Source organism: Streptomyces sp. NPDC046805, assembly GCF_040645355.1.
GTDB lineage: Bacteria > Actinomycetota > Actinomycetes > Streptomycetales > Streptomycetaceae > Streptomyces.
This window is the reverse complement of record NZ_JBEYYC010000010.1, coordinates 68,433-90,882: the sequence shown is the minus strand read 5'-3', so window position 1 is coordinate 90,882 and position 22,450 is coordinate 68,433. Positions and strand designations below refer to the sequence as shown.

The following is a 22,450-nucleotide window of genomic DNA, read 5'->3' as shown; positions in this document are numbered from 1 at the left end:
ACCGCCCGGCGTTCGGCTTGTCCCCCCCTCCGCGTTCAGCCTGCGGCCGGCAGCTCGGCGGCCTGCTTCTCGAACTGGGTGCGGTGCAGTTCGGCGTACCGCCCGCCGGCTGCCAGGAGTTCCTCGTGCGTGCCCCGCTCCACGACGTGGCCGGACTCGACCACCAGGATCAGGTCCGCCGCGCGGACCGTCGACAGCCGGTGGGCGATCACGACCGCGGTCCGGCCCTCCAACGCCTCCGCGAGGGCCTCCTGGACGGCCGCCTCGGAGGTGTTGTCCAGGTGGGCGGTGGCCTCGTCCAGGATGACGACCCGCTGGCGGGCCAGCAGCAGACGGGCGATGGTCATGCGCTGGCGCTCGCCGCCGGAGAGGCGGTAGCCGCGTTCGCCGACCACGGTGTCCAGGCCGTCGGGCAGCGACCGTACGACCTCGTCGAGGCGGGCGCGGCCCAAGGCGTCCCACAGCTCGTCGTCGGCGGCCTCGGGGCGGGCCAGCAGCAGGTTGGCCCGGACCGTGTCGTGGAACAGGTGGCCGTCCTGGGTGACCATGCCGAGGGTCGCACGCAGTGAGGCCGCGCTGAGGTCGCGGACGTCCACGCCGCCGATGCGGATGGCGCCGGCGCCCTCGTCGATGTCGTACAGCCGCGGCAGCAGCTGTGCGATCGTCGACTTTCCGGCGCCGGAGGAGCCGACGAGGGCGACGGTCTGCCCCGGTTCGGCGCGGAAGGAGATGCCGTGCAGGACCTCGGCGCCGCCGCGGGTGTCGAGGGTCGCGACCTCCTCCAGGGAGGCGAGGGAGACCTTGTCGGCGGCGGGGTAGCCGAAGCGGACGTCCTCGAACTCCACCGCCACCGGCCCCTCGGGCACCTCGTGCGCGCCGGGCTTCTCCTTGATGAGCGGGTCGAGGTCCAGCACCTCGAAGACCCGCTCGAAGCTGACCAGCGCGCTCATCACCTCGACGCGGGCCCCGGCGAGCGCGGTCAGCGGGGCGTACAGCCGGGTCAGCAGGAGGGCCAGCGACACGACGGCGCCGGCCTCCAGGGTGCCGCGCAGCGCGAACCAGCCGCCGAGGCCGTAGACCAGGGCGAGGGCCAGGGACGACACCAGGGTCAGCGCGGTGATGAACGCCGACTGGGCGGTGGCCGTACGGATGCCGATGTCCCGGACGCGGGCGGCGCGCCGGGTGAACTCGACCGACTCCTCCTCGGGCCGGCCGAACAGCTTGACCAGGGTGGCGCCGGGGGCCGAGAAGCGCTCGGTCATGCGGGTGCCCATCGCCGCGTTGAGCTCGGCCGCCTCGCGCTGCATCCGGGCCATGCGGCTGCCCATCCGGCGGGCGGGGACGACGAACACCGGGAGCAGCACCAGCGCGAGCAGGGTGATCTGCCACGACAGCGTGAGCATGACAGCCAGAGTCAGCACCAGAGTGACGATGTTGCTCACGACGCCGGACAGGGTGTTGCTGAACGCCCGCTGTGCGCCGATGACGTCGTTGTTGAGACGACTGACGAGCGCCCCCGTACGAGTCCGTGTGAAGAACGCGACCGGCATCCGCTGCACATGATCGAACACAGCCGTCCGGAGATCGAGGATGAGTCCCTCCCCGAGCGTCGACGAGAGCCGCCTGCCGAGAATCCCGAGCGCCGCCTCCGCGACGGCGATCACGGCGATGAGAAGGGCCAGACGGACGACCCTGCCCGCGTCGCCGCGCGACACGATCGCGTCCACGACGCGGCCGGCGAGCACGGGGGTCGCGACGGCGAGCAGCGCGGTCACCACCCCGAGCAGCACGAACCGGGCGATGCGGCGGCGGTGCGGGCGCGCGAAGGCGGCGATGCGGCGCAGCGTGGCGCGGGCGAGGGGGCGACGCTCCTGCTGCGCGCTCATCACGCTGTGCAGCTGCATCCAGGCGGTGGTTTCCATGCTCATGAAGGAAACGGTAGAACCTCGACCTTCCTTGAGGTCAAGAGAGTTTCCCCTTCCCCGCTTCCCGGCCGTAAGCCGCCGTCCCCGATCCCGCCACACGCCGTTGTCGTGGCGCGGAGAACCTCTTCGGATGTGACCGCGGTACGACACCCCGACCTCCCCCGCCGACGACTGCCCGCCCGCGCACCCGTCCGGCGGCTGCTGTGCCTGCTCCCGCTCCTATTGGTCGTCGTGGCCGCGGTGCGCGGCCGCTCCGTGCTCGCCGAGGGCGTCGGCCAGTTGCGGACCGCCGCCTGGCCCTGGCTGCTGGCGGCGGCCGGTGCGACCTGCCTGACCTGGGTCGCGGCCGCCGTCACCCGCCAGGGCGCCGTCGTACAGCCGCTGCCCAAACGGCGGCTGCTGGCCACCCAGTTCGCGGCGGGCGCGGCCAACCATCTGCTGCCGACCGGACTCGGCGCGAGCGCGGTGAACCTGCGGTTCATGACGGTGTGCGGGATACCGCTCGCCCGGTCCTCGGCCGCTCTCGCGCTGTACCTGCTCACCGAGTGCGTCGGCCGGCTGGGCCTGCTGGCCGCGCTGCTGATCGCCTTCCCCGACGCGCTGCGGCTCGGCCCCCTGCTCTCCGACGTGGCGCCGGGGATCCTGCTGCCGGCCGTCGGCGCCCTGCTGCTGGTGGCGGCCGGCGCCCTGGCCCTCGTACGACGGCTGCGCACGGCGGTGTGCTCCTTCCTGCGCACCGCGCTGGGCGAGGCGCGGTCGGTGCACGCCCGTCCCGCGCGGGCGCTGGCCCTCTGGGGCGGGGCGCTCGCCTTTCCCGCGCTGCAGTCGGCCGGGCTGATGGCGGTCGGGCGGGCGCTGGAACTGCCGGTGCCGCCGCTGCACATCGCGCTGGCCTACCTGGCGGCGACGGCCGCGGTGGCGCTGGTGCCCACGCCGGGCGGTCTCGGTTCCGTCGAGGCCGCGCTGGTGGTGGCGCTGATGGCGGCGGGCGGCCCGGCGGCGGTCGCCACCGCGGTGGTCCTCGCCTACCGGATCATCACCGTCTGGGTGCCGCTGCTGCCGGGGGCGCTGACGCTCGGCGCGCTGGTGCGGCGAGAGGTCATCTGACGGACCACCCCAGGACACACCAAGATCCGGATGACACAGTGACCTTCCTGACCCACGTGAAGGAAGGAGCTCCGCCCATGCCGGTCCGGCTGGAACACACGGGACACGTCACCACGGTGATCCTCTCCCGTCCCGAGGTGCGCAATGCGGTGGACGGCGAGACGGCGGCCGAACTCGCCGCCGCGTTCCGCTCGTTCGAGGCCGACGACGAGGCGCGGGTTGCCGTGCTGTGGGGTGAGGGCGGCACGTTCTGCGCGGGCGCCGACCTGAAGGCGGTGGGCACGGAGCGCGGCAACCGGGTGGCCGAGGACGGCGACGGCCCGATGGGGCCCACCCGGATGCGCCTGTCCAAGCCGGTGATCGCCGCGGTCGCCGGGCACGCCGTCGCGGGCGGCCTGGAGCTCGCCCTGTGGTGCGACCTGCGGGTCGCGGAGGAGGACGCGGTCTTCGGCGTGTACTGCCGCCGCTGGGGCGTCCCGCTGATCGACGGCGGCACGGTACGGCTCCCCCGGCTGATCGGCACCAGCCGGGCGATGGACATGATCCTCACCGGCCGGTCCGTACCCGCCCGCGAGGCACACGAGATGGGCCTCGCGAACCGCGTCGTCCCGACCGGCCGGGCCCGCGCCGAGGCGGAGGAACTGGCGGCGTCCCTCGCCCGGTTCCCGCAGGCCTGCCTGCGCGGCGACCGGGCGTCGGCCTTGGACCAGGAGGGACAGGACGAGGCCTCGGCGATGCGGGGAGAACTCCGGTACGGCATAGGCGTGCTGGCGGAAGGCATGGAGGGGGCCGCCCGGTTCGCCGGGGGCGCGGGGCGGCACGGGTCCTTCACGGAGCTGTGAGCCCGGCCTGGACGGCGCCGAGGGGGCCGGCGAAGTTCCGGCAATCCTCGACAGGTACATGCCCAGGGGATTGACCGCGGCCGAGGGTGATCCCAGACTCGACCCGGCAATGGCCAGGTGATGACACGTCACCCGGCAGCACCACGGTTCCCCTCCCGCCCGGCTGCACATGCGCGACCGCAAGCACCGACGCCAGCATCGGATCAGGAGACTTCCATGGCCAGGCCGAGACTTCGCACCGCCGTCGTCGCCCTCTCCACCGCCCTCGCGGCGAGCGCCTCGCTCGCCGCGGCCATCCCCTCGTCGGCCACGTCCGGGGCCGCCGTCGGCCCGTGGGCGACGGCGTGGGCCGGCAGCACGGTGCAGGGCATCACCTCGACCCCCACGTGCCCCAGCTCCGAGGATCTGTCCGACCGGACGTTCCGCAACGTCGTCACCACCGGGGCGGCCGGAGAGCGCATCCGCGTCCGGCTGAGCAACTCGTTCGGGACGAGCGACCTGCACGTCGGTCACGCCACCGTGGCCCTCCAGGACACCGGCGCCTCCCTCCGGCCCGGCACCCTGCGCCAACTCACCTTCTCGGGCCGGAAGTCGGTCGACGTGCCGGCCGGGGCGGAGCTGTTCAGCGACCCGGTGAACCTGAGCGTCCAGGACCTCGCGCACCTGTCGGTGAGCGTGTACGTGCCGGACTCCCCCGGGCCCGTCACCAACCACAACCTCGGCATGCAGAACAGCTTCATCTCCAGCGCCGGGGACCACGCCGACAGCGGCGGCGGCTCCGGCTACCCGACGCCCATCACCTGCATGATGCTGGTCGACGGCGTCGACGTGGCACGCAACCACGACGCCGACGGCACTCTCGTCACCCTCGGCGACTCCATCACCGACGGCTACCTCTCCACCCTGAACGCCGACCGCCGCTGGCCGAACTACCTGGTCCGCCGCCTGGCGAAGGAGAGCGGCCCCGTCCCCGCCGTGGCCAACGCCGCCATCAGCGGCAACGAGGTGCTGGTCGACCGCGTCCCGGTGTACTTCGGGATCAGCGCCCTGCACCGCCTGGACCGCGACGTGCTCGACCAGAGCGGCGCCAAGACGGTGATCATGCTGGAGGGGATCAACGACATCGGCGCGGCGAGTGCCAGCGCGTCGTCCCTGATCCCCGGCTATCAGGAGGTCATCCGGCGGGCCCACGCCCGCGGGCTGAAGATCTACGGCGGCACCCTGGTGCCCTTCATGGGGTCCAACGGCCAGTTCGGCGGCGACTACGGCAGTGCCTACGGCGAGCAGCAGCGCCTGGCGGTCAACCACTGGATCCGCACCAGCGGCGCCTTCGACGGCGTCATCGACTTCGACAAGGCGGTGCGCGACCCCGCCAACCCGTCGTACATGCTCCCGGCCTACGACTCGGGCGACCATCTGCACCCGGGCGACCAGGGCTACAAGGTGATGGCCGACGCGATCGACCTGGACATGATCCTGCGGAATCGCTGAGCGGCCGGTCGCGCTTCGACGGCGGCCCTCAGGCGACCGTGACCTGCACCGGGCCGCCGCCCGGGTCCACGCGGTGCGTCCAGCGTGCCGTCAGGGGCAGCGGGCGGTTCGGCAACACCGCACGGACGCGAGGCAGTTCGCGGTGCAGCAGGCGGCCGTCCTGAGTGACCCGCAGCACCGGACGGTGCAGTGGAACCGCCGTGCGCAGCACATACGGCAGGTCGTCGCCCGGGGTCACGCGGTTCGGGGCGATCCAGCGCAACGGCGGCGCCACGGTGAGCGGGACGCCGGCCGGCCGGTCGGCTCCCGCGAGCCAGTCCCGTACGGCATCGGCCGCGTGGGCGCCGTCGCGGGCGGCCGTGGCGGCGCTCTCCGCGGGGTGGAGCACGTTGCCGGCGGCGAACACGCCCGGACGCGACGTGCGCAGCAGTCCGTCGACGGCGGGGCCGCGCGTGCCCGGGTCGAGGTCGAGGCCGCCGCGGCGGGCCAGCTCGTGGTCGGGCACGAAGTCGCCGGTGAACACGGCGGTGTCGCAGGGCAGGACGGTCGTACGGCCGTCGCGGTGGCGTACGCGGACGCCGGACAGCCGTCCGTGGCCGAGGAGTTCGGTAACGGTGCTGTCGGTCAGCAGCGGGATGCCGTGGCACAGGCGGGAGTTGAGGACGCGTGTCCGGTCGGCCTGGGCGCGGGGCAGGTCCGTGACCAGGGCGACGACGTCCGCCCCCGCCGCACGGACGGTGTCGGCGGCGGCGAAGGAGACGCCCTCGGCGCCGATCACCACCGCCCGGGTGCCGATGGGCTGCCCGTACAGGTGAACTGCCTGCTGAAGCTCGCCTGTTGTGTACACCCCGGCGGGACGGCTGCCCGGTACCAGCCGGGCCGTGCGGGGGCGTTCCCGGGCGCCGGTGGCCAGCACCACGGCCCGGGCCTCGATCGTCTCCGGCCCACCGGGGCCGACCGTGGCCAGGGTCAGCGGGCCCGTCCAGTCGAGGGCGCTCACCCCGGTCCGTACCTCCGCCCCGGCGCCCACCGCGGCCCGGGTGAGCCGGCGCGCGTAGGCGGGCCCGGTCAGCGGGTGCAGCCAGGTGCCGAAGCCGCCGTGCGCGCAGTGCCGGGGCACTCCTCCCGCCTGCCGCTCCCGGTCCAGCACCTCGACGCGGCCCGCGCCGGCAGCGACCAGACGGGCGGCGGCCGCGAGGCCCGCGGGACCTGCCCCGACGACCAGGACGTCGACGTGGCGTACGCCGTTCTGCTCGGCGCCTTCTGCCGCACCGGTCACCTCTGCCCCTCCTCGAACAGCTCCCGCACCGCGGCCCCGCAGTAGAAGCCCTGGCAGCGGCCCGCACGGGCGCGGGTGCGGCGGCGCAGTCCGTCGAGGCCGCGCGCGGGGATCGGGGCGGCCAGCGCGTCGCGGATCTCCCCGCGCGAGACCCGCTCGCAGTGGCAGACGAGCGTGCCGTACTCCGGGTCGGCCGCGATGAGTTCGGCCCGCTGGTACGGCCGCGGGAAGGCCTCGCCGAGGGTGGGCATCCGCACCGGCTGCAGCTCCCGCTCCGGTCCGAGGGCGAGGCCGGCGTCGGCCAGCAGGCCGGTGACGTGGGCCGCGATGGCGAGGGAGGCCGTCAGGCCGGTGGAGCGGATGCCGCCGACGGTGACGTACGCCTGCCCAGGACGGGCGAGGATGCGGTAGTCGTCGTGCTCGGTGGCCGCGCGCAGCCCGGCGTAGACGGCGGTGACCTCCTCGTCGAGCAGTTCGGGCAGGATGCGGCGACCCTTCTCGCGCAGCAGGGCCAGGCCGTCGGCGGTGGAGTCGGTGGCCCGCTTGTCGTCGAGGTCCTCGGCGGTGGGGCCGAGCAGGACGTTGCCGTACACGGTGGGGGCGACCAGGACGCCCTTGCCGAGGGCGGTGGGGACGGGCAGCAGGATGTGGCGGACCAGCGGCCGGGCGAACTTGTCGAAGACGAGGAGCTGGCCGCGGCGCGGGGTGACGGTGAAGTCGCGGTGGCCGAGCTCCCGGTCCAGGGTGTCGGCGTGCAGTCCGGCCGCGTTGACCAGATAGCGGGTGCGCAGGGTGCCCCGGGTCGTGCCGAGCAGGTGGTGGTCGTCCTGCCGACTCGCCCGCTCGATACGGCAGTTGAGGTGCAGGTGGACGCCGTGGCGCACGGCCTGGGTGGCGTACGCCAGCGGCGTGGTCCACGGACAGACGATGCTCTCACCGGGCACGAGCAGGGCGCCCAGCGCGCCGGGGCCGAGGTGGGGCTCGCGCGCGTACAGCTCGGCGGCGCCGAGGAGTTGTGCCTCACGGTACTCGTTGCGCTCGGCCTTCTCGGCGAGGCGAGGGAGCGCCGCGAGCTGCTCCTCGTCCCAGGCGACGAGCAGCGCGCCGACCGGTTCGACGGGGATGCCGGCCTCGGCGGCGTACGCGGCCAGGAGGCGGGAGCCGTCGCGGACCAGCCGGGCCTCCAGGGAGCCGGGCGTCGCGTCGAAACCGGTGTGCAGGATGGCGGTGTTGGCCTTGGAGGTGCCCTGGCCGATGTCGTCCTGGGCCTCGACGAGGGCGACACGCAGATCCGGGTGGCGGGCGAGTGCGCGGGCGATCGCACAGCCGACGACGCCCGCGCCGACCACCGTCACGTCGTACGGCGTCGCGGGCAGCGCCCCCTGCGCGGTGACTGTCACCGCTTGCTCGGTGGCGGGTCCTCCTTGCCCGTTGACCGTCATGAGGCCAGCAGGGCGGTGACGGCGGTGCGGAAGGTGCCGAGGCGTTCGGCGGCCTCGTCGGCGCCGATGCGCGGCTCGTACACGGCGGCCGGCTTCCCGTCCGGCAGGGCGTCCTCGACGCTCAGGCCGGGGTCGGCGCCGAGCCGGGCCAGGGCGCCGGCGCCGAGCGCGGTCGCCTCGGGCAGCGCGGACACCTCGACGGGGCGTTGCAGCAGGTCGGCCTGCGTCTGCATGAGCAGGGTCGAGCGGGTCAGACCGCCGTCCACGCGCAACGCGGCCGGCGGGGTACCGAGGTCGGACGCGGCGGCCTCGGCGAGCGCGACGACCTGGGCGGCCAGCCCCTCGCACAGGGCCCGCACCAGGTGCCCGGGGCCGGTGTCGAGGCCCAGTCCGGTCAGCGAGCCGCGCAGGTCACCGCGCCACCAGGGAGCGGCGAGCCCGGCCAGCGCCGGGACGAAGGTGACGCCGCCGGCGTCGGGCACGGCCCCGCCGACGGGGTCGAGGTCGGCGGCGGAGGTGATGACGCCGAGGTCGGTGAGCCAGCGCACCGCGGAGGCGGCGGTGTACACCTGTCCGTCGAGGCAGTAGCTGGTCCGCCCGGCGTGGCGCCAGGCGACACAGGCGGCGAGCCCGGACGTGCCGCGCCGGGGCGTGTCGCCGGTGTGCGCGAGCAGGAACGCGCCGGTGCCGTAGGTGCACTTGACACCGCCGGGCCCGGTGATCCGGTGGGCGAGCAGGGCGGCCTGCTGGTCGACGACCAGGCCGGTGAGCGGGATCTCGGGGCCGAAGGCGGTGGTCGTGCCGACGGGGGCCGCGGTGTCGACGACATCGGGGAGCCGTTCCGCGGACAGGCCGTACAGCTCGAGCGCCCGGGGCGACCAGGTGGCGCTGTCCAGGTCGAGCAGCTGGGTACGGCCGGCGGTGGCGGCGTCGGTGACATACGCGCCGGTGAGCCGGTGGACCAGCCAGGCGTCGGAGGTGGTGACCACGCCCTCGCGGGTGAGGTGGGCGCGGATCCAGGCCATCTTGGGCGCGGCGAAGTAGGGGTCGAGCGGAAGTCCGGTCAACTGCCGCAGCTCTTCGGCATGTTCATCGAGCTCGGCGCAGACGCTCTCGGCGCGCCGGTCCTGCCACACCAGTGCGTCGGTCAGCGGGCGGCCCGTCTCGGGGTCCCAGGCGAGCACCGTCTCCCCCTGGTTGGCGAGTCCCATCGCCACGACGGGCTCGCCCGCCTCGGCCAGCGCACGGCGCCCGGCGTCGAGCACCGAGTCGTACAGCTCGGGGGGGTCGACCTCGACGAGGCCGCCGGGCAGATGGCGGGGGCGCACGAGCGCGAACCCGGTGCCGAGGACGCCGCGTTCAGGGCAGATGACCAGCGCCTTGGTACCGGACGTCCCTTGGTCCACGGCGAGCACCGCACCCGTCATGCCGACGCCTCCCCCTGTCGTCCACCGCCGATTTCGATCACGTGGATCCCGATCACCGCGCGACAGAGTGCCGTCGACCGCCGCACCGCGTCAAGCTGCACCGACTTGCCGTCACATCGCTGGTTTTGAAAGGAAGTTGGGGAAGGTCCGCAAACAAGCGGCCCCGAGTGATCTCCGCACCTATAGTGGCCGCCGACCGGAACGTGCTCCCCCACTATTGCCCTGAGGAGGGCTGTTGTATCTGCACCCTGCCGTCCCGCCCCGGCCGGGGCCCGGAACGGACGGCTGATGGCCAGAGACGGAGCACGGCCCGCGTACGATCCCGCCGGCCACGACTCGGCTTTGCGTGCCGCTCTGCAGGATCTGCGCACCGGGCGCTGGATGGCGATGCGGGACCTGCTCGCCGGGACCACGGCCGGGTGGCAGTGGACGCGGCGCACCCAGGTCCTGGCGGCCGCGGCGGCCGGCACCGACGTGGTGCGCGCCTGGCGGGCGGAGGAGCCGGAGAATGCCGCGGCCGCGGTGATGCACGCCCGGGTCGCGGTGGAGCGCGCGCTGCGGGCGCGGCGTGAGCGGCACCTGCGGACACACCAGTTGTGGATCGAGGCCTGGGACGCGAGCCACATCGCGAGCCTGATGACGCCCGAGGACGCGGTGCCGTGGGTGTGCCTGCTGGCGTTGGCCTCGCTCGACGAGGAGCTCCGCTGGGAGGAGCACCGCGCGGCGCCGCCGGCACCGATGCTGCCGATGGGCCCGTGGGGGCTGCTCGCCGAGGCCGACCGGCGAGACCCGCACAACCGCGAGGCCTACCACCGGATGCTGCAGTTCCTCTGCTCCCGCGGCAGCTCCGGCCGGCTGGCGGAGGCGGCCGGTTACGCCCAGTGGGCGGCCGCCTCGGCGCCGCCCGGCTCCGCCCTGCACGTGCTGCCGCTGTATGTGCGGGTCGAGCGCTATCGCCGCGCCGGCGGACACGGCGCCGCGCTGGACCTGCACTGGGTGGCCCAGGACGCCACGCGCGAGGCGCACCGCGTGCTGGAGGACTGGTTCGAGCAGGCGAGCGAGGCCGAGCGGTCCCCGCTCGACCTCAACCATCTGGCCCACGCGCTGTGGGGTGCCCAGCAATTCCGGGACGCGGCACGGGTGTTCGCCGCGATCGGCCCCTATTACACCCCCTTGCCGTGGGCCTGCCGCGCGGCGGATCCGGACGACCGGGCCCTGGCCCTGGAGGTCTTCCGCCGGGCCCGTGCCCGCTGCCGTGCCGCCGCGCACGCTCCCGACTGATCCACCCCGTTCCACCGACCACCCGGAGGCCCGAGCATGTCCCCCACCTCTGAACCATCCATAGAGGCCGATTCCCCAGGCGTACCGCAGCACGACGAGGAGCAGCGGCTGCGCGAGCTCGGCTACCGTCCGGTGCTCGCGCGCCGCATGGGCGGCTTCGGCAACTTCGCGATCAGCTTCTCGGTGATCTCGATCCTGTCCGGCTGCATGACCCTGTACGGCTTCGGCATGGGCGCCGGCGGTCCCGCCGTGATGCTGTGGGGCTGGGCGGGCGTCGGCCTGTTCGTACTGTGCGTGGGGATGGCGCTCGCCGAGGTCACCAGTGCCTATCCGACGTCCGGTGCCCTGTACTACATGGCGGACCGGCTCGGCGGCCGTCGCTGGGGCTGGTACACGGGCTGGCTGAACCTGCTGGGCCTGCTCGGCGCGATCGCCGGCATCGACTACGGCGCCGCCCTGTTCTCCGGCGCGTTCGCCAGCATCCAGTGGGGCTTCCACCCGACGCCCGGCAAGACCATGCTGATCTTCGTGGGCATCCTGCTGCTGCACGCCGTACTGAACCTGTTCGGCGTCCGGCTGGTCAGCCTGCTCAACTCGGTCTCCGTGTGGTGGCACCTGGCCGGTGTCGCGCTCATCGTCGGCGCGCTGGCGTTCGTTCCCGACCACCACCAGTCCGCGTCCTTCGTGTTCACGAAGTTCGTCAACGACACCGGCTGGCACAGCCCGTTGTACGTGGCGGCGATCGGCCTGCTGCTCGCCCAGTACACGTTCTCCGGCTACGACGCCTCCGCCCACCTGTCCGAGGAGACCTCCCAGGCGTCCGTCTCGGCGGCCCGCGGCATCGTGCGCTCCATCTGGGTCTCGTGGATCGCGGGCTTCGTGCTGCTGGCCGGCCTGACCTTCGCCATCCAGGACTACGACGGCACGCGCACCAGCGCCACCGGGGTGCCGCCCGCGCAGATCCTGCTCGACGGCCTCGGCCACGGCGGCGCCGTCGCCCTGCTCCTCGTGGTGATCGTCGCCCAGCTGTTCTGCGGGAACGCCGAGGTCGCCGCGGCCAGCCGCATGGTGTTCGCGTTCAGCCGGGACAACGCCCTGCCCGGCTCGGCTCTGTGGCGCCGGGTCAGCAGCCGTACCCAGACGCCGGTCGCCGCGGTGTGGCTGTCGGTGGTCGTCGCGGGCGTGCTCGCGCTGCCGTCGCTGTACTCGGCGACGGCGTACGGCGCGGTCACCGCCATCAACGTCATCGGCATCACGCCCGCGTACGCCATCCCGGTGCTGCTGCGCCTGCGCGCCGGTGACCGGTTCCAGCCGGGCCCGTGGAACCTGGGCCGGTGGAGCAGGCCGGTCGGCTGGATCGCGGTGGTGTGGGTGGCACTCGTCACGGTGCTGTTCTGCCTGCCGCAGTCGTCGCCGGTCACCGTCGACACGATGAACTACGCCGCGGTGGCCCTCGTCGTCGTCCTGGTCCTGGCCAGTGTGTGGTGGTATGTCGCCCGCCGTTCCTACGGAACGCCCACCACGGCCGCCTACGGCAGCGACCGCGACCAGGCCCGCCTCGCGGAGGACATCGTCTGACCTGCCCTTCACCTGCCCGCCTCGCCGGTCCCGTTACGAACTGCCGTACCGGATACGGCAGGATGAGCGATCGCGTCGGTCACCGGATCTCCGTATCGACCGGCGCGTTCGCACATCCGTGAGAACGAGCAGGTGACAACGTGACGCAACTTCACATCCGTCCGTCGGCGGCCCCGGGCGCCGCAGCACGTCCCGGCGGAGGTGACCGGTGAACCGCGCCGTCACCCTGGACGACTTCGTGCTCGCCGGCATCGCGCTGGCCGCCGGCCTGGTGGCGGCGTTCCTGTCGCGTGGGCTGCTGCGCTGGCTGGCCAAGCACGCCAAGCGCACCCGCTGGAGCGGCGACGACGTGGTCGTGGACGCCCTGCGCTCGGTGGTGCCGTGGGCGGCGATCGCGGGCGGCGTGGAGGCCGCGGCCGTACTGCTGCCGCTGACGCGGACGATCCAGCACCACGTCAACCAGGTACTGACCGTGTGGCTCATCTTCGTGGTGACGATCGCGGCGGCCCGGCTGGTCGCCGGGCTGGTCCGGACGGTCACGCAGTCCCGCTCCGGGGTCGCCGGCTCGGCCACCATCTTCGTCAACATCACCCGGATCCTGGTCCTGGCCATCGGCTTCCTGGTGGTGCTGCAGACCCTGGGCATCTCCATAGCGCCCCTGCTGACCGCCCTGGGCGTCGGCGGTCTGGCCGTCGCCCTCGCCCTGCAGGACACCCTCGCCAACCTCTTCGCGGGCATCCACATCCTCGCCTCCAAGACCGTCCAGCCCGGTGACTACATCCGGCTGAGCAGCGGTGAGGAGGGCTATGTCGTGGACATCAACTGGCGCCAGACGACCGTGCGCCAGCTCTCCAACAACCTGGTGGTCATCCCCAACGGGGAGCTCGCCAGGACGAACATGACGAACTTCACCCGGCCCGAGCAGAAGCTGACCATCCTTGTGCAGGCCGGGGTGGGCTACGACAGTGACCTCGACCACGTGGAGCGGGTGACCGCCGAGGTCATCAACGAGGTCATGACCAAGGTCACGGGCGCGGTTCCGGAGCACCAGCCCGCGATCCGCTTCCACACCTTCGGCGACTCACGCATCGACTTCACGATCATCCTGGGCGTCGGCGAGTTCAGCGACCAGTTCCGGATCAAGCACGAGTTCATCAAGCGGCTGCACCGGCGCTACCGCGAGGAGGGCATCCGCATTCCGTCGCCCACCCGGACGGTGGCACTCCAGCAGGGCTCCGTGGTGATCCCGCAGCAGCGCGGCGCCGAGCCCAAGCCGGGCGAGGTGGACTCCGCGCGGCTCGACTGACCGCCGGGGGGTCCGCGACGTCTGCGACGTGCGCGTCTTTCGCTCGTCGCGGACCCCTGTCGAGTACGGGTCGCTCACGAGATATCTTGATGTCGAGCAATGTTGCAGACGTGGAGAGCGGAGCACCCGGTGACTGACTCGACCATCATCTACACCTACACAGACGAGGCCCCGGCCCTGGCGACGCATTCGTTCCTGCCGGTGGTCCAGGCCTACGCCTCGCAGGCCGGTGTCGCCGTGGAGACCCGGGACATCTCGCTGGCCGGGCGCATCATCGCGGTCTTCCCCGAGTACCTGCGGGAGGACCAGCGCATCGCGGACGCCCTCTCCGAGCTGGGCGAGCTGGCCAAGACGCCCGAGGCCAACATCATCAAGCTGCCGAACATCTCGGCGTCGATCCCGCAGCTGAAGGCCGCCGTCGCCGAGCTGCAGGCCAAGGGCTACGCGCTGCCGGCCTACCCGGACGACCCGAAGACCGATGAGGAGCGCGAGATCCGCGCCCGCTACGACAAGATCAAGGGTTCCGCCGTGAACCCGGTCCTGCGTGAGGGCAACTCGGACCGCCGCGCCCCCGCCTCGGTCAAGAACTACGCCAAGAACCACCCCCACCGCATGGGCGCCTGGACCCCCGAGTCCAAGACCAACGTGGCGACCATGGGGCAGAGCGACTTCCGCTCCACCGAGAAGTCCGTGACGATCACCGAGCCCGGCGCGCTGAAGATCGAGCTGGTCGGTGAGGACGGCACCACCACCGTGCTGCGCGAGTCCGTGCCCGTCCTCGAGGGCGAGGTCGTCGACGCCTCGGTGATGCACGTGGCCGCCCTGCGGGACTTCCTGGCCGCGCAGATCGCCCGCGCCAAGCAGGAGGGCGTCCTGTTCTCCGTGCACCTGAAGGCCACGATGATGAAGGTCTCCGACCCGATCATCTTCGGTCACGTGGTGCGCACCTTCTTCCCGAAGACGTTCGAGCAGTACGGCGAGACGCTGGCCGCCGCCGGCCTGTCCGCGAACGACGGCCTCGGCGGGATCCTCAAGGGCCTGGAGTCCCTGCCCGAGGGCGACGCGATCAAGGCGTCCTTCGAGGCCGAGCTGGCCGAGGGCCCGGCCCTCGCCATGGTCGACTCCGACAAGGGCATCACCAACCTGCATGTGCCGTCCGACGTCATCGTCGACGCCTCGATGCCGGCCATGATCCGCACCTCCGGCCACATGTGGGGCGCGGACGGCGAGGAGCACGACACCCTCGCGGTCATCCCCGACTCCTCGTACGCCGGTGTCTACCAGGCCGTCATCGACGACTGCCGCGCCAACGGCGCCTACGACCCGTCGACCATGGGCACCGTCCCGAACGTCGGCCTCATGGCGCAGAAGGCCGAGGAGTACGGCAGCCACGACAAGACCTTCGAGGTGCCGACCGCCGGCACGGTCCGCCTGGTCGACCAGACCGGCAACGTCCTGATCGAGCAGCCCGTCGAGGCCGGCGACATCTTCCGCGCCTGCCAGACCAAGGACGCCCCGATCAAGGACTGGGTCAAGCTGGCCGTCACGCGCGCCCGCGCCACCGGCGACCCGGCCGTGTTCTGGCTGGACGAGACCCGCGCCCACGACGCGCAGCTGATCGCCAAGATCCGGCAGTACCTGCCGGAGCACGACACCGAGGGCCTGGACATCCGCATCCTGCCCCCGGTCGAGGCGGCCAAGCTGTCCGTCGAGCGCATCCGCCGCGGCGAGAACACCATCTCCGTCACCGGCAACGTGCTGCGCGACTACAACACCGACCTGTTCCCGATCCTGGAGCTGGGAACCAGCGCCAAGATGCTGTCGATCGTCCCGCTGATGGCGGGCGGCGGCCTGTTCGAGACGGGCGCCGGCGGTTCCGCCCCGAAGCACGTCCAGCAGCTCGTCAAGGAGAACTACCTGCGGTGGGACTCCCTGGGTGAGTTCTTCGCGCTGGTACCGTCCCTGGAGCAGTACGCGAAGACCACCGGCAACGCCCGCGCCCAGGTGCTCGCCGACGCCCTGGACCGTGCCACGGCGACCTTCCTCAACGAGAACAAGTCGCCGACCCGTCGCGTGGGCGGCATCGACAACCGCGGCAGCCACTTCTACCTGTCCATGTACTGGGCGCAGGAGCTGGCCAAGCAGACCGACGACGCCGAGCTGGCGAAGGCCTTCGCCCCGTTCGCCGAGGCGCTCGCCACGGCCGAGCAGACGATCGTCGACGAGCTGATCGCGGTCCAGGGCAACCCGGCCGAGATCGGCGGCTACTACCAGCCGGAGAAGGCCAAGGCGGACGCGGTGATGCGCCCGTCGGCCACCTGGAACGAGACGCTCGCGTCCCTCAGCTGACGCGAGCGGCCTCCGGCCGCCCCGCCCGTCCCTCCGCCCCGTCCGGCACTGCCCGGCCGGGGCGGAGGCATGTCGGTGTGACACCTTGGGCCCGCACCACACCGCCGACGACGCCCCGGGAGCAGCCGCATGACCGTCGCCGTACCGTCCTTCGAGCTCCTGCCCGGCGCCGACGACTCCCCCGTGATCCTGCACGTGCCGCACTCCGCACGGGAGATACCGTCCGACGTGCGCGAGGGCATCGTGCTGGACGACGCCGCGCTGACGCGGGAGTTGGACCACATCACCGACGCGCACACGGAGGAGATGGCCCGGCGCGCGGGCCGGCTGGCCGGGCTCACCCCGTGGCGGTTCGTCAACCGCCTGTCGCGGCTGGTCGTCGATCCGGAGCGGTTCCCGGACGAGCGGGAGGAGATGCGGGCCGTCGGGATGGGCGCCGTCTACACCCGGACCACGCACCGGGCGGCGCTACGGCCCGATGACACCGACCCCGAGCCGCTGCTCGACCGCTACTTCCGGCCGTACGCAAGGGCGATGACGGAGGCGGTGCGCGAGCGGCTCGCCGCCACCGGGCGGGCCGTCGTCATCGACGTCCACTCCTACCCGACCGAGCCGCTTCCCTACGAGCTGCACGGCGACGGCCCGCGACCGCCGATCTGCCTGGGCACGGACGCCTTCCACACGCCGCCCGAGCTGACGGAGCTGGCCCGCGTGTCGTTCGCCGGGTGCGGTGAGACGGGGCTCGACAGCCCCTTCGGCGGGGCGTACGTACCCCTGGAGTTCCACGGGACCGAGCCACGGGTCGCCGCGCTCATGGTGGAGATCCGCCGGGACCTGTACATGGCCGAGCCGGGCGGGCCGGCGGGGCCGGGACTGTCCCGGCTCGCGTCCGCCCTCGCGGCCCTCGTCGACGGCGAGAGGTGACCTGGCGCGCAAGACCATGATCCGGGGGGCCGCAGACCCTGGCGGTGACCTGGTGACGGGCCGCGCGCTCAGGCCCGCAGCCACTCCGTGACGATCACTTCCCCGCCGGTCCGCAGCCGCAGTGCGAACGGGCCGGCGGCCGGTGTGTCGCTGGTGAAGCGGCCCAGGTCGTCCACCGGGACGGGGGTCACCGCCTGCGGCCCGCCGAGCAGTTCGATGCGGGCCGGGCTCGGCGGCAGCACCTGCCCCATCAGGCCGTCGCCGGTGACCTCGACGTCGACGGTCAGTTCGCCCGCGCGGAAGGTCAGCATCCGGGGGACGTCCGTCGTTCCCCTGACCGGGAGAGCCTCGACGAGGGAGTCGAATTCCAGCTCGGCGATCCGGGCGTCCATGTCGTGCAACACATAGGCGTCGACGGCCAGTTGATGCAGCGCCGTGGGAAGGGGGTCCAGGATGGCGGCCGCCTGACGGAGCTCCTCCTCCAGTAGTCCGTCGTCGAACTCACCCTCGTCGAAGGCCCCTTCGCCGGACAACGCGCCCACGCCGTCCATGTCGCCCGTACCGCTTGCGTCGTCCATGCCGTTCACACCGCCCCCCGTGCGTCGAGCCGGGCCCGCAGCCGGCGCAGGCAGCGCTGGCGCAGCGGTCCGATGCTGCCCACCGCGATGCCCAGCGCCGCGGACACCTCGGCGTAGGCGGGCGGTGGCGTGGCCATCAGGACGCGCAGCAACTGCCGGCACCGCTCGCCGAGTTCCTCGAACTCCTGCCACAGGCGCCGGACGCGCTCCGCCTCGGCGGCGGCCTCCTCGGAGTCGATCACCGACTGCTCCGGCGTACGGTCCTCGCTGATCCGGTCGAGGACGTACGGATCGTCGGTCGGCATCATCCGTGCCAGCCCCCTGATGACCTTGAGGCACTCGTGGCGGGCCGTACTGGCCAGCCAGGAAGCCGCCTTGTCCGGTTCGCGGATACGGCCGAGGTGCTGGGCGAAGCGGAACCACACGGTCTGGTACACCTCGTGCCCGTCGGCGTCGGACAGCCGGTACGCGCGCACGACGGACCACACCAGCGGACTCAGTCCGTCCACGAGCGCCTTCCAGGCCGCGGCGTCGCCGTCGACGGCGGCCCGGACCGACGCGCCGACCTCAACTCGGTCCACGGCCCCACCCCTCGAGTACGGCATGCCATCGTACGCGGTGGAGGGGGCAATTCCGGCTCTCATGCCGGAGGAGCCAGTCGCACGACCGGGACCGGGCGCCAGGTGGGTGGGCGGAGCGCCGGTACATGCGCCCCGCGCACTTCGGCGTATTCGACGCCGCTGGTGAGCAGTTGGCCGCGTGCCGCGCGCGGGTCGCGCTCTTGGTGCGCCGTCATGTGGGCGGCGACGAGGCCGGCGGCGACCGGGGTGGCGAACGAGGTGCCGCTCCACTGCGCGAACCCCTCGAACATCACCTGGTCCGGCTTGCCCGACGAACTCTCCCGCGTCTCGCTCAACACGCCGGTGTGACGCGGCGACTGGCACGTGCAGGCGTAGGTGAAGCCGTACCGGCAGGCGTCGTACGTCGAGTGCTGGTACACGTACGGCACCGGCGCGTCGAAGCCGGTGAGGGCGCTGGTGAGACGCTCGCCGGGCGCGTACACCCGCACCCAGGGGCCGTGGTTGCTGAAGCAGGCGCCGAACTCGCCGTCCCCGCGCAGGGCACCGACCGACAGCACGGCGTCCTCGTAGCCGGGGAGCGCGGCGTACGCGGCGGGCCAGAACGGTGTGGCGCTGGCGTTGTTGCCGGCTGCGGCGACCAACAGGGTGTGCTGGCCGCGTAGTTCGCGCATGAAGGCGTCGATGCCGAGCAGACCGTCGGTGCGGCCGTTGGAGGTGCCCGCGGAGAGGCTGATGATGTCGGGCCAGCCGTGCCGGTCGACGGCCTCGAAGAGCTTGCCGCCGAAGTCGGACTCCAGGATGGCGCCCGCGTCGTTGAGCGAGTTGCCCACCGTCACATCGGTGTTGGGCGCGACGGCGGCGACCAGACCCGCGATGAACGTGCCGTGGCCGACGTACTGCTGAAGGACACCCTGGTCGTCGGTCTCCCGGACCTGGGCGTCGCCCCGCGTGTGGGCGAGCAGCGGGTAGGACCGGTGGTCGTGCATGAGGCCGGTGTCGATGACGAGGACGCCGACCGCGGTGTCCCGGTCGTACGGCGTGTCGGCCGCGGCCGGATTGGGCGGCTGGGTGAGCGGGACGGGCACGGGCTCGTCGCCGGGGCAGGCGTTGACGGCGATCGACACCACGTGGTTGCGGCTGACCAGCCGGTGTCCCCGGCGCCCCTCCGCCGCCCGCAGCGCGCGCAGCGCGTGGGCGACGGCGCGGTCGCCGCTGCGGTCGCCGTGGCCCGGATCGCCCACCTGGATACGGGTGATGCCGGTCCGGTTGGTCTCCGGGCCCGCCCTGCGTACATGGTCGGCGACCAGGCCGGCTGTCTCGGTGAAGTGGGCGCGCACCGTGTCCTCGACGACCTGTGCCTCCTCGCCGTCGCGGGCGAGGACGACGCCCTTCTCGTAGAAGAACTCGGCGGAGTCGTCGGGCCCCATGGCGAGCGGGACGTCCGGCATCGAGCGCTGGATCTGGTCAAACTGCTCGTGGAATCGCTGAGGTGCCATGGCGTGTCCTCCCGGCCGGGGCGGTGGTCGTCAATCAGAGCCGTGGAGGCGTCGGTTGATACAGCACGGCTCATACGGCGCCGTCGGCCACAGGGTGGTCGCGGACGGTGGAGCGGGAGACGGTGGTGCGCGCCGGTGTCCGTCTCGGTGTGCCGCCCCTGCCGTGGCCAGTACCATCCGAGGCGTGACAGCGGGAAGCGACTCGGTGCTCGAACTGCTGCCGATGGTGTTCGCCGACCCCCGACAGGCCCTGGCCCGGGCGGAGTCGGTGCTGCGGGCCGATCCGTCGCCGCTGCACGCCTCCGTCGCCCACCAGGTGATCGGCATCTGGCAGCGGGACTTCGGCGACATCCGCAGCGCCCTGGACCATCTGCGACGCGCCCGCGAACATGCGGCTCGCGCCGGGTCGGCCGACCGGGAGGCGGACGTCCTCGGCACGCTCGGGGTCGCACTGGTGCACGCGGGGCGCACGCGACAGGGGCTGACGGCCTTCGAGCAGGGTGTCGCGCGCGGCGGCGGGCACACCCGGGCCCGGGTGCTGTACCGGCGCGCCTATGTCTGGTGGGTGCTGGGCCATCACCCCGAAGCGCTGGAGGACGTGCGCCGGGCGATCCCCGTCCTGCGTCAGGCGGAGGACGTGATCTGGACGGCGCGGGCGCTGACCCTGCGAGCCACCGTGCATCTGGCGCTGGGTGCGGTGGACCGGGCGGATGCCGACTTCACCGCGGCCGAGCGGCTGTGGGAGACCACCGGCCAGGAGCACGACAAGGCGGACGCGGTGGAGAGCCGGGGGCTGGCGGCGTTCCGGTCGGGCGACATCCCGGCCGCGCTGCGGCTGCTCGACGAGGCCGAGGGGCGGTACGCCAAGCTCGGCACGCCGTCCTTCATGCTCTACATCCGCCGCTGCGAGGTGCTGATGGCGGCCGGGCTGGCCCCGGAGGCGCTGGCCGAGGCGGACGCGGCGATCGCGGCGCTGGACCGGATCGGCGGCCAGTCCACCCGCAAGGCCGAACTGCTGCTCGCCGCCGCGCGGGCCGCCCGGTCGGCCGGTGACCCGCACACCGCGATCGCCCGCGCCGCCGTCGCCGTACGGCTGTTCGCCGGGCAGCGGCGCACCTGGTGGGAGACGCATGCCCGGCTGGTCCTGATCGAGGCTCGGCGCGCGACCGGCCGCAGCTCGGGACGGCTGGTCGCGGACGCGGCCGCCGTCGCCGAACGGCTGGCGTCGTTCGGCGCGCCCGCCGCCCCGGAGGCCGCGCTGCTGGCGGGCCGGATCGCGCTCGACCTGGGCTGGACGGAGGACGCCGAGCGGCATCTGGCCGTGGCGGCGCGCAGCAGGCTCGGCGGGCCGCCGCCGGCCCGGATGACGGGCTGGGCGGCGCAGGCGCTGCGGGCACGGGCGGCGGGTTCCGTCCGGGGCGTCCTGGAGGCGTGCCGACGCGGGCTGGACGTGCTCGACGACCACCGGATGACGCTCGGCGCCTCAGAGTTGCGCGCCCGGGCCACCGCACAGGGCGCCGAACTCGCGGCCCTCGCCCAGCAGGCCGCCCTCGCCCGGGGCGGTCCCCGGCGGCTGCTGGAGTGGAGCGAGCGCTGGCGGGCCACGGTGCTGTCCGCTCCGCCCACCCGGCCGCCCGCCGACCCGGTGCTGCTCGGCGCCCTGACCGCGTTCCGGGAGATCGCCGCCCGCGCGGAGGCCGCCCGGATGGACGGCCACCCGGTGCCCGCGCTGGAGCGTGAACAGCGCCGCCTGGAACGGGAGATCCGCTCCCGCACCCATCACACGCGCGGCGACGCGCCCGGCGGCGGAAGCCGTCTCGACACCTCCCGGCTCCTCGCGCGACTCGGCGACGGCCGCGCGGACTCCCGGCTGGTCGAACTCGCCGTGCTCGACGGCCGCGTGCACGTGCTGCTGTGCGGGCAGGGGCGGGTACGGCGGTTCGAGGGCGGCGCGCTGGCCGACGCCGTGGCCGAGGCCGAGCACGTCCAGGCGGGGCTACGGCGGCTCGCCCACCCGGGTGCGGAGGGCCGGCTGCCGCTGGTGGAGGCGGCGGGTCTACGTCTGGAGCGGCTGCTGCTCGGCGGCGCCGTGCCGTACCTCGGCTCCGGCCCGATCGTGGTCGTACCGCCCGGCGCACTGCACCGGGTGCCTTGGGCGCTGCTGCCCTCGCTGCGGGACCGGGTGCTCAGCGTGTCGCCGTCGGCGGGCAGTTGGCTGCGCGCCCGTGAGACCGAGCCTCCGCAGGGCGGACGGCATGTGCTCGTCCGCGGGCCGGGCCTGGCCACCGGCGGCGCCGAAGTGCCGGAGCTGGCCGACCGCTACGGTACGGCGACGGTCCTCTCGTACGACGACGCACAGGTCCCGCGCGTGCTGGAGGAGCTCGACGGGGCGGCACTGGCCCATATCGCGGCGCACGGTACGTTCCGCGCGGACAGCCCGCTGTTCTCGTCGCTGCGGATGGCCGACGGCCCGCTCATCGTGCACGACTTCGAACGCCTCACCCGCAGCCCGTATCGCATCATCCTCTCCAGCTGCGACACCGCCCGCCTGGCCTCCGTGGGTGCCGACGAACTCCTGGGCCTGGTCACCGCGTTGCTGCCGCTGGGCACGGCGGGGGTGGTGGCGAGCAGCGCCCCGGTCAACGACGCCGCGGTGGTGCCCCTGATGCTCGCCCTGCACAAGGGCCTGGACGCCGGGCTCTCCCTGGCCGAAGCCCTCCGCGACGCCCGCGACGCCCTCCCGGGCGACCCACTGCACCAGGCGACGGGCTGGGCCTTCGCGGCCTTCGGGGCGGCCTGAGCCAACCGCCCTGGTGAGCCTCCGGCGTTGCATGACTCGTCGTA

At 73.2% G+C, this 22,450-nt stretch carries 16 protein-coding genes; 9 read left to right on the top strand and 7 right to left on the bottom strand.

Annotated elements, in window-relative coordinates:
* Positions 1-35 precede the first annotated feature (35 nt).
* Complete coding sequence (locus tag ABZ910_RS13450) at positions 36-1,922, bottom strand: ABC transporter ATP-binding protein (protein ID WP_361363395.1); 1,887 nt, start codon at positions 1,920-1,922, stop codon at positions 36-38.
* A 135-nt stretch (positions 1,923-2,057) separates the two neighbouring features.
* Between ABZ910_RS13450 and ABZ910_RS13445 the strand changes: the two genes are divergently transcribed.
* The 3 genes from ABZ910_RS13445 to ABZ910_RS13435 all read left to right on the top strand — a co-directional run bounded on the left by ABZ910_RS13445 (position 2,058) and on the right by ABZ910_RS13435 (position 5,365).
* A complete protein-coding gene (locus ABZ910_RS13445; RefSeq protein ID WP_361363069.1) occupies positions 2,058-3,032 on the top strand; it encodes a lysylphosphatidylglycerol synthase domain-containing protein in 975 nt (324 codons plus the stop codon).
* A 77-nt stretch (positions 3,033-3,109) separates the two neighbouring features.
* A complete protein-coding gene (locus ABZ910_RS13440) occupies positions 3,110-3,874 on the top strand; it encodes a crotonase/enoyl-CoA hydratase family protein (RefSeq protein ID WP_361363066.1) in 765 nt (254 codons plus the stop codon).
* 216 nt (positions 3,875-4,090) lie between these two features.
* The gene (locus ABZ910_RS13435) at positions 4,091-5,365 is read left to right on the top strand and encodes an SGNH/GDSL hydrolase family protein (protein WP_361363063.1); all 1,275 of its coding nucleotides are present in this window, start codon (positions 4,091-4,093) and stop codon (positions 5,363-5,365) included.
* 28 nt (positions 5,366-5,393) lie between these two features.
* Here ABZ910_RS13435 and ABZ910_RS13430 read toward each other — a convergent pair whose 3' ends face one another.
* From ABZ910_RS13430 to ABZ910_RS13420, 3 genes are read right to left on the bottom strand one after another with little or no spacing between them, the layout of a single operon-like run.
* Positions 5,394-6,644: an FAD-dependent oxidoreductase gene (locus tag ABZ910_RS13430; RefSeq protein ID WP_361363061.1), complete on the bottom strand. Its 1,251-nt coding sequence runs from the start codon at positions 6,642-6,644 to the stop codon at positions 5,394-5,396.
* Positions 6,641-8,044, bottom strand: a complete 1,404-nt coding sequence (locus ABZ910_RS13425; protein WP_361363392.1) for an FAD-dependent oxidoreductase — start codon at positions 8,042-8,044, stop codon at positions 6,641-6,643. Before ABZ910_RS13425 ends, ABZ910_RS13430 begins: the two co-directional genes overlap by 4 nt.
* 38 nt (positions 8,045-8,082) lie before the next feature.
* Positions 8,083-9,513: an FGGY family carbohydrate kinase gene (locus tag ABZ910_RS13420; RefSeq protein ID WP_361363058.1), complete on the bottom strand. Its 1,431-nt coding sequence runs from the start codon at positions 9,511-9,513 to the stop codon at positions 8,083-8,085.
* A gap of 288 nt (positions 9,514-9,801) precedes the next feature.
* Here ABZ910_RS13420 and ABZ910_RS13415 point away from each other — a divergent pair, with 288 nt between their 5' ends.
* The 5 genes from ABZ910_RS13415 (at position 9,802) to ABZ910_RS13395 (ending at position 16,951) form a co-directional block, all read left to right on the top strand.
* On the top strand, positions 9,802-10,794 hold the full coding sequence (locus tag ABZ910_RS13415; RefSeq protein ID WP_361363055.1) for a hypothetical protein: 993 nt from the start codon (positions 9,802-9,804) through the stop codon (positions 10,792-10,794).
* A gap of 36 nt (positions 10,795-10,830) precedes the next feature.
* A complete protein-coding gene (locus tag ABZ910_RS13410) occupies positions 10,831-12,372 on the top strand; it encodes an amino acid permease (RefSeq protein WP_361363053.1) in 1,542 nt (513 codons plus the stop codon).
* A 208-nt stretch (positions 12,373-12,580) separates the two neighbouring features.
* The gene (locus tag ABZ910_RS13405) at positions 12,581-13,678 is read left to right on the top strand and encodes a mechanosensitive ion channel family protein (RefSeq protein WP_361363050.1); all 1,098 of its coding nucleotides are present in this window, start codon (positions 12,581-12,583) and stop codon (positions 13,676-13,678) included.
* 129 nt (positions 13,679-13,807) lie between these two features.
* A complete protein-coding gene (locus ABZ910_RS13400; RefSeq protein WP_361363047.1) occupies positions 13,808-16,027 on the top strand; it encodes an NADP-dependent isocitrate dehydrogenase in 2,220 nt (739 codons plus the stop codon).
* 129 nt (positions 16,028-16,156) lie between these two features.
* Entirely contained in the window at positions 16,157-16,951 is a 795-nt protein-coding gene (locus ABZ910_RS13395; protein WP_361363044.1) for an N-formylglutamate amidohydrolase, read from the top strand.
* A 68-nt stretch (positions 16,952-17,019) separates the two neighbouring features.
* Here the strand turns inward: ABZ910_RS13395 and ABZ910_RS13390 are convergent, their stop codons facing one another.
* From ABZ910_RS13390 to ABZ910_RS13380, 3 genes are read right to left on the bottom strand one after another with little or no spacing between them, the layout of a single operon-like run.
* Positions 17,020-17,529, bottom strand: a complete 510-nt coding sequence (locus ABZ910_RS13390) for a hypothetical protein (protein WP_361363041.1) — start codon at positions 17,527-17,529, stop codon at positions 17,020-17,022.
* Between the two features lie 5 nt (positions 17,530-17,534).
* Positions 17,535-18,110 carry a sigma-70 family RNA polymerase sigma factor gene (locus ABZ910_RS13385; RefSeq protein ID WP_361363038.1) on the bottom strand — a complete coding sequence of 192 codons (576 nt, stop codon included), beginning with the start codon at positions 18,108-18,110 and terminating at the stop codon, positions 17,535-17,537.
* Between the two features lie 59 nt (positions 18,111-18,169).
* Positions 18,170-19,606, bottom strand: coding sequence for a S8/S53 family peptidase (locus ABZ910_RS13380; protein WP_361363035.1), 1,437 nt, complete (start codon positions 19,604-19,606; stop codon positions 18,170-18,172).
* A 223-nt stretch (positions 19,607-19,829) separates the two neighbouring features.
* On the opposite strand from ABZ910_RS13380, the gene ABZ910_RS13375 reads away from it, so the two are divergent.
* Complete coding sequence (locus ABZ910_RS13375) at positions 19,830-22,406, top strand: CHAT domain-containing tetratricopeptide repeat protein (RefSeq protein ID WP_361363389.1); 2,577 nt, start codon at positions 19,830-19,832, stop codon at positions 22,404-22,406.
* Positions 22,407-22,450: the final 44 nt, after the last annotated feature.

Excerpts from the sequence above, each read along its gene's own strand:
- ABZ910_RS13450 (WP_361363395.1), bottom strand. The coding sequence starts at position 1,922 with ATGGAAACCACCGCCTGGATGCAGCTGCACAGCGTGATGAGCGCGCAG.
- ABZ910_RS13440 (WP_361363066.1), top strand. The coding sequence starts at position 3,110 with ATGCCGGTCCGGCTGGAACACACGGGACACGTCACCACGGTGATCCTC.
- ABZ910_RS13435 (WP_361363063.1), top strand. The coding sequence starts at position 4,091 with ATGGCCAGGCCGAGACTTCGCACCGCCGTCGTCGCCCTCTCCACCGCC.
- ABZ910_RS13420 (WP_361363058.1), bottom strand. The coding sequence starts at position 9,513 with ATGACGGGTGCGGTGCTCGCCGTGGACCAAGGGACGTCCGGTACCAAG.
- ABZ910_RS13415 (WP_361363055.1), top strand. The coding sequence starts at position 9,802 with ATGGCCAGAGACGGAGCACGGCCCGCGTACGATCCCGCCGGCCACGAC.
- ABZ910_RS13410 (WP_361363053.1), top strand. The coding sequence starts at position 10,831 with ATGTCCCCCACCTCTGAACCATCCATAGAGGCCGATTCCCCAGGCGTA.
- ABZ910_RS13395 (WP_361363044.1), top strand. The coding sequence starts at position 16,157 with ATGACCGTCGCCGTACCGTCCTTCGAGCTCCTGCCCGGCGCCGACGAC.
- ABZ910_RS13390 (WP_361363041.1), bottom strand. The coding sequence starts at position 17,529 with ATGGACGACGCAAGCGGTACGGGCGACATGGACGGCGTGGGCGCGTTG.
- ABZ910_RS13380 (WP_361363035.1), bottom strand. The coding sequence starts at position 19,606 with ATGGCACCTCAGCGATTCCACGAGCAGTTTGACCAGATCCAGCGCTCG.
- ABZ910_RS13375 (WP_361363389.1), top strand. The coding sequence starts at position 19,830 with ATGGTGTTCGCCGACCCCCGACAGGCCCTGGCCCGGGCGGAGTCGGTG.